10 protein-coding genes are annotated in these 12466 nt (G+C 62.7%); 2 read left to right on the forward strand and 8 right to left on the reverse strand.

The window, feature by feature from the left end; translation table 11 throughout:
• Positions 1-62: 62 nt before the first annotated feature.
• From ACCO56_RS01115 to ACCO56_RS01125, 3 genes are all read right to left on the reverse strand, one after another.
• Positions 63-602: a YqhA family protein gene (locus ACCO56_RS01115; RefSeq protein WP_433636816.1), complete on the reverse strand. Its 540-nt coding sequence runs from the start codon at positions 600-602 to the stop codon at positions 63-65.
• A 218-nt stretch (positions 603-820) separates the two neighbouring features.
• Positions 821-1426 (reverse strand): HupE/UreJ family protein, encoded by a 606-nt coding sequence (locus ACCO56_RS01120; protein WP_433636818.1) that lies wholly within the window; start codon positions 1424-1426, stop codon positions 821-823.
• A gap of 325 nt (positions 1427-1751) precedes the next feature.
• The gene (locus ACCO56_RS01125; RefSeq protein ID WP_433638281.1) at positions 1752-2657 is read right to left on the reverse strand and encodes a phosphotransferase; all 906 of its coding nucleotides are present in this window, start codon (positions 2655-2657) and stop codon (positions 1752-1754) included.
• Between the two features lie 91 nt (positions 2658-2748).
• On the opposite strand from ACCO56_RS01125, the gene ACCO56_RS01130 reads away from it, so the two are divergent.
• On the forward strand, positions 2749-3381 hold the full coding sequence (locus ACCO56_RS01130) for a class I SAM-dependent DNA methyltransferase (protein WP_433636820.1): 633 nt from the start codon (positions 2749-2751) through the stop codon (positions 3379-3381).
• 196 nt (positions 3382-3577) lie between these two features.
• On the opposite strand, the gene ACCO56_RS01135 is transcribed toward ACCO56_RS01130, so the two are convergent.
• The 5 genes from ACCO56_RS01135 to ACCO56_RS01155 all read right to left on the reverse strand — a co-directional run bounded on the left by ACCO56_RS01135 (position 3578) and on the right by ACCO56_RS01155 (position 11420).
• Entirely contained in the window at positions 3578-6019 is a 2442-nt protein-coding gene (locus ACCO56_RS01135; protein WP_433636823.1) for a GcvT family protein, read from the reverse strand.
• Entirely contained in the window at positions 6016-6906 is an 891-nt protein-coding gene (locus tag ACCO56_RS01140; RefSeq protein WP_433636826.1) for a phosphotransferase, read from the reverse strand. Before ACCO56_RS01140 ends, ACCO56_RS01135 begins: the two co-directional genes overlap by 4 nt.
• Positions 6903-8933 carry an ABC transporter permease gene (locus ACCO56_RS01145; RefSeq protein ID WP_433636828.1) on the reverse strand — a complete coding sequence of 677 codons (2031 nt, stop codon included), beginning with the start codon at positions 8931-8933 and terminating at the stop codon, positions 6903-6905. Before ACCO56_RS01145 ends, ACCO56_RS01140 begins: the two co-directional genes overlap by 4 nt.
• Before the next feature lie 2 nt (positions 8934-8935).
• On the reverse strand, positions 8936-9952 hold the full coding sequence (locus ACCO56_RS01150; RefSeq protein WP_433636830.1) for a quaternary amine ABC transporter ATP-binding protein: 1017 nt from the start codon (positions 9950-9952) through the stop codon (positions 8936-8938).
• A gap of 502 nt (positions 9953-10454) precedes the next feature.
• A complete protein-coding gene (locus ACCO56_RS01155; protein ID WP_433636833.1) occupies positions 10455-11420 on the reverse strand; it encodes an ABC transporter substrate-binding protein in 966 nt (321 codons plus the stop codon).
• Positions 11421-11644: 224 nt separating this feature from the next.
• On the opposite strand from ACCO56_RS01155, the gene ACCO56_RS01160 reads away from it, so the two are divergent.
• Positions 11645-12403: a DeoR/GlpR family DNA-binding transcription regulator gene (locus ACCO56_RS01160; protein WP_433636836.1), complete on the forward strand. Its 759-nt coding sequence runs from the start codon at positions 11645-11647 to the stop codon at positions 12401-12403.
• Positions 12404-12466 lie beyond the last annotated feature (63 nt).

Genomic DNA, 12466 nt, shown 5'->3' on the forward strand with positions numbered 1-12466 from the left:
CTTAGGCTATCGACCACACCCGTTGGTGGCGACGCGGAACTTCTCAGAGTTGGGTGACGGTTTCATGGGGCCTGGCCTTCATTCTTTGCCCTCAGAAACAAGGCGAGGGCGGCAATGGTGGCTGCGACGGCGAGCCCAAATCCAAGAATATCTCTTGAGCCGTCCCAAGCTACCGCTTCACGCAGGAAGAGGACCGCAAGAACCGCTATGACAACGCTGACGAGGTGGGCCTTCAGGTCTTCTAAGTCCGCAAGCTTTAACCAGCGCGGCCGCTCTACAGTTTCGTCGACAAACAGCGCATATAGGCCGATGCCGATGATCCATACGGCGATCGCTATGAGAAAAACATCGACGCTCTCAACCACACCTACGGCATAGATCTTGGCGGCTGTCGGAGTAAATTCCGCTTTTCTAGCAGTGTCGATGATAGCGGCCGCCATCACGGCGATCTCATAGACAATCAAAGCTAATGAGGCGATCAAGGAGCCGATCACAGGCAATACCATCATGTAACGGCTTGAAGCCAATATCCTTGCAAACATAGGCGTCCCAATCATGTCTTTGTGTCGGAAACGTCCTGGATTTCGCGGAGGCGGTTTCATCGAAGCCGATGGATCGTGAACAGGGCGTCATGACGGGTCCTGGCACAATGCTAGCAGCATGAGAGAGCAGGCCAGATTTGACAGGCTGCACGGCCTAAGCCGAGGGAGAACCCATCGATGCATCGATGCGGTTGCGTTCTGTACGGCGGGGCTCTGCTGCCACTTCTTGAACGGTGGACGACAAGTCAGCTTGGCGCAGTCTTGCCGTCCGAGTTTTCTCAGGCGCCGAGCGCCAACCACAGCCCGCTTACGGCTGCCATGCCGCCGACGAACCGGGTGATCAAACGCCCCCGCTCCCCTCCGAAGATACGTCCAAGCTGCAGCCCGAGTCCGATGCCGCCGGCGTGGAGCATCGCAGTCGACAGCGCAAAGCCGATTCCGAAAGTGATCGCGCCAGCCGCGCCCAGTTCGCCGCCATGAGCGTGGCCATGGAAAAAAGCGAAGAAAGCGACGATCACCATACCGGCCCAGGTTGGCACACGCAGGGCAATGGCTGCCAGCAAGCCGATGGCCACCACCGATGCCAGGATCACCGGTTCGACGAACGGAAGCGGCAAGTTGAAAAGCGCAGCGGCGAAACCGATCACCATGGTGCCGACGAAAGCGAGGGGAACCAGCCATAGCGCGGATTCCTGCTTGGCTTGGGCCGCGAGTAGCGCTGCCCACAGTCCGACGGCCACCATAGCGAGTATGTGGTCGAGGCCGAACAGCGGATGCGAGATGCCGGCAAGCAGAGAGCCGTGCTCGGCAGGATTAAGATGAGCGAAAGCGGGCGCGATCGATAAGTTAAGCGCCAGTATCGCAAGGATGAATTTCTTCAGCATGTCGGGTATCCCTCTCCCGCAATCGATCGTGTGCCTAGACCATATGGAACTTCAAGCACCCGGCTAAACACCGGATCATAACAATTGAACGAACCTTGAGCATGCTCTGTCAGCGACCGAAGGATAACAACATCCAGGTTGTGTGGAAAGCTCGTATACGACTGACCGATTCATTTGCAGACAAATCGATCGCAGAGGTGCTGGCCCGGCAAAGGGGAGTATTGGCCGGCATGCTCGTCCGTATGCTGTCACGGCGTTTGGGCCTGTTGGGACAAGGGATCACCCGCCTCACTCCAGCCACTGCGTCTTCAGCAGCCGACAGCGATTAGTTCCGCCGTACGGCTTCGACATGGCGAGGAAAATCGGCGGTCTCCATCAACGCACTGCAGCGGGCGAAACGGCCATCGGCATAGGCGCGGAAATCGTCGGCCGGATTGGCATTGGCGAGCTGAATGAGGCCCCACAGCGTCCACAGAAGGTCGCACATGGCTTTATAAATGACGATGCGGCCCCTTTCCCCCGGCCGCGGCTCCCTGCCGAAATAGGCGCGTATCATCTCCTCGTCCTGTTCGTCGTCGAACTTCGCCTCCACCGAGAGATCCCCGAGATCCCACATCGGGTCGTTCATGCCCGAATATTCCCAGTCGACCAGCCACATGCGATCACCCTTGTCGAGGAAGTTCTCGCAGAGCGGATCGCAATGGCAGGCCACCAGAGGAAGGGGGTGCGCCGCGAGCGCCGAGCGTATCCCATCGGCCTCTCTCACCACGTCGTGATAGCCTTTGGGCAAGTCGACATCCTTGGTCGAAAGGACCTTGAGATAGTCGTCGATCATGGCGAACAGTTCGAAGCGGAACGGGAACCGGGCTCCCGACCCATGCAGACGGCGGAAGATCTCGCCCGCACGTCTGGGGGAACCCTCGATCGACTTGAACTTCTCCGGAGACATGGTTTCGGCGCCATCGATGAATCGCGTCGCCATCACGCCCGTGGCTTCGTCGAAATGCAGGACTTCCGGGCTGACGCCGGCGGTCGCTGCTTCGCGTGCGGCGACCGCTTCATTCGCTCGATCGATGTATTCCTCGGTGCCTTTGCCGGGGATACGCAGACATACGTCGCCGGCGCGATAAACACGGTTTGTCAGCCCGCCCAGCCGTTCCAAAGGTCCGGCGTAGCCAAGCAGTGGCGGAATGGTAGCCAAGATCCCACGGACATCCTCTTCCTCGATCATGGTCTCCCCTCTGATGTTCCGTTCGGACGGTTCCACAAATTTGACCATTTGGCTATCATCCGCTGAGGCAGATTCAACCAGCGGAAGTGAGATGACCGAAGAGAAACACAGCGGAGCGCTCGGCCAAGTCTATGCGGCGAAGCGGCCGGAGGAGCTCGCTGAACTCTATAACCGCTGGGCCGAAACCTACGATTCCGAAATGGCCGTTGCCGGCTATAGGCACCCCACGATCTGCCTCGCGTTGGTGGCACGCCATCTGCCGCGCGGCGCGGGGCCGCTGCTCGATGCAGGGGCGGGAACCGGACTGATCGGAGAGTGGCTCGCCATCATGGGCTATCCCCATGTCGAAGCGCTCGATATTTCGGAAGGCATGCTGGCTCAAGCGGCGCGCAAGGGCGCGTACGCCGCGCTCCATCGCCTTGCCCTCGGCGGTCCCTTGCCATTCGCGGACGCGACCTATGCCGGCATCGTATCGGCGGGCGTGTTCACGTCCGGCCATGTTGGGATTGAGGGACTCGACGAGTTGATCCGCATCTGCCGGCCGGGCGGGGTACTTGTGCTGACCGTCAAGAACACGCTGTGGGAAGGAGGCTTTGCCGTGGGGATCACCGAGCTCGAAGCCAGGCGGATCGTTTCGCGTCTGGAAGAGACGAGCCCTTACGTCTCGATGCCGGGAGAGGCCGGCACGGTACCGAGCCGCGGCCTCGTGTTGCGGAAAGTTTAGGGATACCGCTGGGTGCGTCCTTAAGGCTCGCTTCGCTCGCACCGCAGGATGAGGGCGGTCGGCGCTGCGACCTCAGAAGAGTTCCCTTTAGGCTCGGTTCGGGGGCGCCTAGGGATGAGAGCCATGGCGTCACCCATCCTCATCCTGAGGTGCGAGCGCAGCGAGCCTCGAAGGACGCACGAGCAAGCAAGGCCTGCTATTGTCTGATCCGCTCTCCCGGAGGATCGTAAAGCGGCTGCAGATGCAGACTGGCAGGGATCCGATCCATTGCCGCGACCAACTCGTAGGAACCGGCGGCAAGATAAGTCTCGTCCACCCCGTCGGGATTGCGGACATAGCCGTATCCGATGTTCTTGCCGATCGTGTAACCGTAGCCGCCGCTGGTCAGGTAACCGACAGGCTCACCGTCGCGCAGGATTGTCTCACGCCCGACGAGCACCACGTTTGGATCGTCGACGGTGAAAGCGGCGAGGACCTTCTTGGGACGCGTGCCCCTCGCCTCTTCCAGTGCACGTCTGCCGAGGAAATCGACATTCTTGCGCAGCTTGACGGCCCACCCCAGACCGGCTTCCAAGGGCGTGTCGTTGGGTGTGATGTCCGCCCCCCAGGCTCGATAGCCCTTTTCCAGTCGCAGCGATTCCATGGCGCGATAGCCCACCGGCCGCACACCGAATGGCTCGCCTGCCGTCATCAGGGCATCGAAGATCTCCCCTGTCGCTGAGATCGGCACGTGCAACTCCCAGCCGAGCTCCCCTACGTAGGTGACGCGCAGCGCCCGGACGGGATGCCCCGCGATCTCGATCTCGCGGACATGGGCGAAAGGAAAGGCCGTGTTGGAAACATCGGCGTCGGTCACTTGCTTGAGGACCTGCCTGGCGCTCGGTCCCATCAGCGACAGCGTGCCGAAATCCTCGGTGACATCGGTCAGCACTGCTTGCGTATGCCGGCCCAACTGACTGCGGATCCAGGCGAAGTCGTGGCTGCGGAAGCCGGTCCCGGTGACGATGTAGTAGCGGTCCTCGGCCAGGCGGGCGACCGTGAGGTCGGCCTCGATGCCACCGCGACGATTGAGGAACTGGGTATAGGTCAGCCGCCCCACCGGCTTCTGGACGTCGTTGGCGCAGATCCAGTCGAGCGCTTTCTGCGCATCCGCTCCCGCAAGCTCGTATTTCGCGAAGGACGACTGGTCGAAGATGCCGACCTTCTCGCGAACGTGCCGATGCTCCTCGCCGACAGGCTCGAACCAGTTCTGCCGACCCATCGAATAGATATCCTTCGGTTCCATCCCTTCGGGGGCGAACCAGTTGGGTCGCTCCCAGCCGAGTTTCGAACCGAACACTGCGCGGTGCGCTTTCAATCGCTGATAAAGTGGCGAGACGATCGTCGGACGGGCACTTTCGTATTCTTCCTGCGGGAATGCGATCGTGTAATGCTTGCCATAGGCCTCGAGCGTGCGGTCGTGGACCCATTGACGATCGCGATGAAGGCTTGAGAAGCGGGTGATGTCGACCGGCCAGAGGTCGAGCGGGGCTTCGCCGTCGACCACCCACTGTGCGAGCACCCAGCCGGCGCCTCCGCCCGATGCTATGCCGAAGGCGTTGAAGCCGGCGCCGACGAACATGTTGGCGCATTCGGGGGCGCGGCCGAGGATGAAATTGCCGTCCGGCGTGAAGCTCTCCGGCCCGTTGATCATCTGCTTGACCCCGACATGGGCGAGCGCAGGCACCCGTTCGATTGCCTGGGTCATATGCTGCTCGAAATGGTCGAAATCGTCGTCGAACAGCCGGAACTCCCAGTCCGCGGGCACATCACCCATGGTCCACGCCTGAGGATTCGGCTCGTAGCCACCCATGACCAGTCCGCCGACCTCTTCCTTGAAGTAGGTGCGCCGGTCGGGGTCGCGGATCGTCGGTGCTTTGGTGGCGAGTCCGTCGAGCTTCTCGGTGACGATGTACTGGTGCTTGACCGGCTGCAAAGGCACGTTCACGCCGGCCATGGCGCCGAGCTGCCGGGCCCACTGGCCGGCGCAGTTGACCACCTTGTCGCAGGCGATGTCGCCCTTGTCGGTTTTCACCTTGGCTATGTGTCCGCCCTCGATCTCGAAGCCGATGACGCGCACGCCCTCGAACAGTTTCGCTCCGTGCAGGCGCGCGCCTTTGGCCAGGGACTGCGTGATGTCGGACGGGTTTGCCTGGCCATCCGTCGGCAGCCATGAGGCTCCGACGAGATCCCCCACCTCCATCAGCGGCCACATCGCTTTCACTTCGCTCGGCGAAAGCAGGTGCATCTCCATGCCGAAGCTTTTCGCGGTGGTAGCCAGCCGGCGGAATTCCGTCCAGCGATCCCCGTTGGTGGCGAGCCTCAGGCAGCCCGTCATTTTCCAGCCGGTAGCGAGCCCGGTCTCCTGGTCGAGCCGCTTGTAGAGATCGACGGAATATTTGAGCACGCGCGTGATGGAGGCGGAGGAGCGGAGTTGCCCGACCAGTCCGGCTGCGTGCCAGGTCGAACCCGAAGTCAGGCGCCCCTGCTCGAGCAGGACCACCTCGGCCTTGTGGTCCCGCGCCAGATGATAGGCCGTGGAGCAACCGATGATCCCGCCGCCGATCACGACGATCTCTGCATGGGAGGGAAGGGTCATGATTCGGCCTTTCCGTAGGTCGTGCGATAGCGCTCGAGTGCGACGTCGAGGCGGAAGAGGTTCTCCGCGGTATAGGCCACGTAGTCGACGCCGGGCGCAGTGAGATAGAGTTCCGAAACCATGCTCCACATGGCCTCGCGCAGCAGCGAGGCACATTGCATGGCGGCATGCGATCGTCGGATGGCAGGTTCGGGCTCGCGCTCGAAATAGGCGGTGAGCAGCCGGAGCGACTCCTCGTCGTTCATGCCCGCATTGGAGGCCGCCCCGGCAAGATCGAACATTGCCGTGGAGAAGCCTGCATATTCGAAATCGATCAGCCAGAGCCTGTCGCCGTCATCGAGGAAATTGGCCGGCAGCAGATCGTTGTGGCCGAAGACGATAGGGAGCGGCGTCTGTGCTCTCTCCAGCTCTTCGGCGAGGGCGAGATAGGCCGGCAGCTCCTGCGCCAGCCGGCTGCCGCCCTGCTCGAGCGTGCGCGCATAGTCGCGGATGACGTGGAAGACCCAGAACATGAAGCCGGGGCCGGAAACATGTCGTGGCATCTCCCGGTGGAAGGCTTTGATCAGGTGCCCGATGCGTTCGGGAGCGGCACGCACGTCCTCGGCACTGTAGGTCCTTGCCCCGATATAAGCCGATACCATCACCCCCGGCGCCGAATATCGCAGCTCGGGGGCGAAGCCGGCCCTGTGCGCGGCCTGTGCCGTCATGATCTCACGGTCGCGGAAGACGTGATGGAACGGATAGTCCTTGCCGAAGCGCACGACATGCCTGCCCACAGCGTCGGTGACGAGATAGCTCTCATTGCTGATGCCGCCGCGCAACGGTTCGATGGTGACGGGGCCCGTCCAGCACGGCAGCGACCGGATCTTCAGGTCCGTGTCCTTCATGCGCTCTCCAGCCCGAGACGTGCTTTCGTACGGGCGGCACCGGCCGAGATCAGCCGGTCCGCGATGATGGCGATGAAGGCGACCGCAAGCCCGGCCACGATGCCGCGCCCCGTATCGGCCTTGGTCAGTGCGATATAGACCTCCTGGCCGAGATCGCGCGTGCCGACCAGCGCCGTGATGACCAGCATGGAAAGGGCGAACATGATGGTCTGGTTGATGCCGAGCATGATCTCTGGCAACGCCAGCTTGAGCTTGATCTTGACGAGCAGTTGCCAGGGCGTGCAGCCCATCGCTCGGCCTGCCTCGATGAGGCGCGGATCGATCTTCGTGATGCCTAGCACCGTGTAGCGTATTGCCGGTGCGATGGCGAAGGCGACGACGGCGATCATGGCGGTGAAGTCACCGACCCGGAACAGCATCACGGCGGGCATCAGGTAGACGAAGGAGGGCAGGGTCTGAAGCGTGTCGATCACCACCTGCACCCAGCGCCACAGCCTGGCGCTTTCGGCTGCCGCGATGCCGATCGGGATGCCGAGACACGCCGCGATCACCACGGAGATACCGCACAGATAGACCGTGACCATGGCCTTCTCCCATTGACCGGTGGCGGCGATCAGGAACGCGAGGAGACCGACCAGTGCCGCCAGCCTGATGCCGCCGAGACGATAACCGGTAAAGGCAAGCAAGCCCACGACGCCGAGCCAGGGCAGGCTGGCAAGCAGCCGCTTGAGAGGCACCAGTATGTTGAGCAGCACCACGTTCTTGGCGGCTTCGAGCGCGTCGAAGAAGTTGACGTTGATCCAGGCGACGAGATCGGACCAGAACGGAGCGGTCGAGATCTGCAGGTTTTCCGGATATGCCTGTACGGCCGGCACGACGAGACCGACGATGGCGGTGACGGCAATGACGACCACGGCGGACAGCGTATAGGGATGTCGCCCCGCGAAGCTGCTGCTGCGGGAATGCGCAGAAGAGTCGCCGGCGCGATCGGCGAAAGCCTGGCTCAACCGATCGAGGGCTATGGCCAGCGCCACAATGGCGAGCCCCGCCTCCAGCCCTGCGCCGATATCGAGACGCCGGAGTGCCGCCAGCACGTCGAAACCGAGGCCTCCCGCTCCGATCATCGAGGCGATGATGACCATGTTGAGCGAGAGCATGATGACCTGGTTGACGCCGACCATCAGGCTTTCCCTCGCCGAGGGAACCAGCACTCGCCACGTCATCTGGCGTCGCGTACAACCGATCATCCGGCCGAGATCGTGGATTTCCGACGGTACCGAGCGCAGCGCGAGCACCGTAATGCGGGTCATCGGCGGCATGGCATAGATCAGCGTCGCCACGATCGCCGCCGTCGGACCGAAGCCGAACAGGAACAGGATCGGCACGAGGTAGGCGAAGACCGGGATGGTCTGCATCAGGTCGAGCACCGGAGTCAGCACCGTCTCGAAACGTGGCCAGCGATGGGCGGCGACGCCTAGCAGCAGGCCTCCGATGGCACCCAGCGGCACGGCGACGACGATGGAAGAGAGCGTGACCATGGCGCTGTTCCATTGGCCGAAGACCGCAAGGAAGCCGAAACAGGCTCCGGCCAGGATCGCCAGCTGCCGCCCGCCGGCATAAAGACCCGCCAGCGAGGCGACGGCGATGACCGCGACCCAGGAAAGCGGCGGCACCATCTGCACGGCGCCGGAACCCTGCCCCGACAGAAAGCCCGTCGCCAGCAGACTGAGTGCCAGCCGATAAGGAACATCGACCATCGCGGCGATGAAACGCGTCAGCTCCTGGAAGGTGAAAAGGCCGAAGCTCGCATCGTTGAGCAGCCATTTCATGACGTCGCTAATCCAGCGCGCGGCCGGGATCGTTAGCGATTTTGGATAATCGAACGCCCAGCCGACGAGATCTTCGCCGAACTGCCAGAGCAGGACGAAGGCGGCGAGCGCGATCGCCCACGCTATCGGCAGTCTGAAGCCGGTATGGTGCAGCGGGCGGCCGATCGTTTCCGTCGTCTGGACATAAGGCGTCGCCATCGTCAGCCTCGCATCAACAAGTCGACGACATCGTTGCGATGGAGCTGACCGACCGTCCTGCCGGACGTGTCGATCACGCGCAGGTGCTCAATGCCTGGTGCGAAGTGCGGCGCCGCTTCGGCGATCGTCGCCCGCGCGGCTATGCCGGCTTCGGGCAGGGAGCCGTTGGCCGGCTTCATCAGCGAATCGGCCCTAACCACTTTGGCCTTCGCGACGTTGCGAGTGAATTCGGCGACATAGGGCGTGGCGGGAGCGAGCACGATCTCTTCCGGCGTGCCGGCTTGCACGATCGCTCCGTCGCGCATGACGGCGATGCGATCGGCGAGTCGGATCGCCTCGTCGAAATCATGGGTGATGAAGACGATCGTCTTCTTGAGCGTGGACTGCAAGCGGACGAATTCGTCCTGCATCTCGCGGCGGATGAGCGGGTCGAGAGCCGAGAACGGTTCGTCCAGGAACCAAAGCTCAGGCTCGACGGCCAGCGAGCGGGCGATGCCGACACGCTGCTGCTGGCCTCCGGAGAGCTCGCGTGGAAAAGCGTTTTCCTTGCCGGATAGCCCGACCAGCTCGATCATGGTGGCGGCCCGGGCCTCCCGCTCCGTTCGACCGACGCCCTGGACTTCAAGCGGGAATGCCACATTGGCGAGCACCGTCAGATGCGGCAGCAGTGCGAAATTCTGGAACACCATTCCCATCTGGTGCCGGCGGATCTCGATCATGCGCGCATCGCTGGCGGCGAGCAGGTTCTCGCCGTTGAACAATATTTCGCCGGCCGTCGGCTCGACGAGGCGGGAGAGGCAGCGCACAAGCGTCGACTTGCCCGATCCCGACAGGCCCATGATGACGAAGATCTCGCCGGCGAAGACGTCGAGACCGACCGCGCGGACGGCGCCGACGAGCCCGGCAGCGGTCAGTCGCTCCGGCGGAGGGTTGGTATCCCTCGCGAGGAAGGCGGAGGCGCCGGAACCGAAGACTTTCCAGAGGTTGCGGCAGACGAGTTTCGGCTGTGGCGTCGTCATTGGTGGATGACCATGGCCCCGGCACCCCCCTCTGTCCTGCCGGACATCTCCCCCTCAAGGCTATCGGATTCACACTTTCCAGCACGGTAGCCTGGCGGCCACTCCCTGCAGGTGAACATGCCGCGTACGACAGGTCCCCCTCTCCGTCTCGGCTTCGCCGAGCCACCTCTCCCCCACTGCGTGGGGAAGAGGAAAGGCGCCGAGCGTGCGGCCGGCGATTCCTCTCCCCTACGCGCAGCGTGGGGGAGAGGTGGCTCGGCGAAGCCGAGACGGAGAGGGGGAGCCTGCCAAGCAACGAAGAAAGATATTTCCACATTGTGGATTGGCGAAATCAGCATTGAACTCCGATCTCCCCCTTTCTGGGCGGTGAGGAGTGGTCGCCGAAGGCGACGAAAGCCAACGATTTGGCTTTTCGAACGACGAACGTCCCAAGCATAGGGCCAAGTCCGGCAGGACAGAGAGGGGTGCTGCCAACCATTGCACTGGCGCCTTGATGTCCGGCCTACTTCCCGATCCATTCCGACCAGCGCGGTTCGTTGGCGCTCATCCATTCCGCGACCACCTCCTCGACCTTCTTGCCCTCGAGGTCGACCTCGGTGATCATCTGCCCCATCTCGTCATTGTTGATCGTAAAGGCCTGGATGGCCTTGTAGGCGCCGGGCCATTTGTCCTTCACGCCGGCCCAGCCGACCTTCCAGATCTCGCCATGCGGCTTGCCGCAGTCGTAGAGCGCGTCCGGATTCGAACCCCATTTCGGGTCGGCATAGCATTCCTTCGTATATTCGGGGAAAGCGACCCATTCGCCTTTGTATTTTGCTGGAGCCCAGTGCGGAGCGTAGATCCAGAGCAGCACGGGAGCCTGCCGCTGATAGGCACTTTCAAGTTCCGCGAAGAGCGCCGCGTCGGTGCCCGCGTGGATCACCTCGAAGGGCAGTTCCAGCGCCTCGACGCGCTCGTCGTCGAAACCGCCCCATGTTACCGGCCCGCCGAGATAACGCCCCTTCGGCGCGGTCTCGGCCGTGGAGAAGGCTTCGGCGCATTTCTCGTCCTTGAGCGCCTCCCAGTTGGGCAGGCCCGGGCATTTCTCCTTCATATATTCAGGAAACCACCACTCCTCCTTGGCCTTCATGCCCGTCGGACCGAGATTCTCGACCTTCCCGGTTGCTGTCGCTGCGTCCATCGCCTCGCGCCCCGTCGTCTCCCACATCTCCATCGCGACATGCAGGTCTCCGGTCTCCAGCCCCGCGAACTGCGCGAGGTAATCGGCCTGGACATATTCGACATTGTAGCCGGCCTTCTTGAGGATCTCGCCCATGATGTTCGTGGTGATGAGCTGGCCGGTCCAGTCATGGAGCGTCAGCTTGATCGGATCTGTCGATTCCTGCGCTCCGGCCGGCGTCAGGGAAAGGAAAGCGGCCAGGGCGAAGGCCCCGAGCCCGGTGTTGTGGATGCGGTCACGCGAAGACATGTGGAACCTCCTGCTCACCCTCTGAAGTCGTACTTCTCGGTGCGTCCCGTCATTCAGGCGCGGGTTCGTCACGTCACTCAATGTCACGCAGCGTCAACCGCCTTGTCAACGCGCAACATGCGGTATTTTGTGATTTTTTGACCGGATCACGTTGCCCTTTCGCGCTGCTTCGGAAAAGATGCGAAAGAAACGGGCATGCACGGTAGACCTAGGCGATCGGAACGATGAACCTGTCAAAACGTCACGGCGAGATCCTGCGCCTCCTTCAGGAGGAGGGGACGATCAGCATCGCCAGCCTGGCGGGCCGACTGGGCGTGTCGCTCGAAACCGTGCGACGCGATGTCAAACCGCTCTCTGACAACGGCGAGATCGTAAAGATGCATGGAGCGGTCGGCTTGCCGGCCCTTGCCGGGGAAGCGCCTTTCGAGCGGCGCATGCGCGAGAATGCCGGCGCCAAGCGCTCTATCGCGAGGCACGTGGCGGCGACCATACGCGACGGCGACTCCGTCATGCTGGACACTGGAACGACAACGAGCTACCTCGCGCGCGAGCTGCTCGGCCATCGCCGGCTGACCGTCGTCACCAATTCCTCCGACATTGCGCGCACGCTGTCGACGGTCAATGGGAACAAGGTCTACATGGCCGGCGGTGAGTTGAGGAGCGACAATGGCGCGGCCTTCGGCGTCTCGGCGATCGATTTCGTGAGCCGCTTCAGCGTCGCCCATGCGGTGATTTCGGTCGGTGCCATCGACGCCCTGGACGGCATTATGGACTACGATCTCGAGGAAGCGGAGTTCGCCCGCATGGTGCTGTCGCGCGGGGAGCGCAGGATCGCCGTGACGGACCACAGCAAATTCGGCAAGCGCGGCCTGGTCCGGGTCTGCGGCTTCTCAGGTGTCGGCGAGCTGGTCACCGAGAGTGCGCCGCCGCCCGACATTGCCGCCGCGCTCGAAAGTGGCGGTGGGCGACTCATCATCGTCTAAGCGCGGACGTTCAACCGCTCAGTGCTCGATCATGCTGGGCCACCCGGTAACGGTAAATGAAAC

The sequence above is a fragment of the Mesorhizobium sp. 1B3 genome (assembly GCF_050958605.1).
GTDB lineage: Bacteria > Pseudomonadota > Alphaproteobacteria > Rhizobiales > Rhizobiaceae.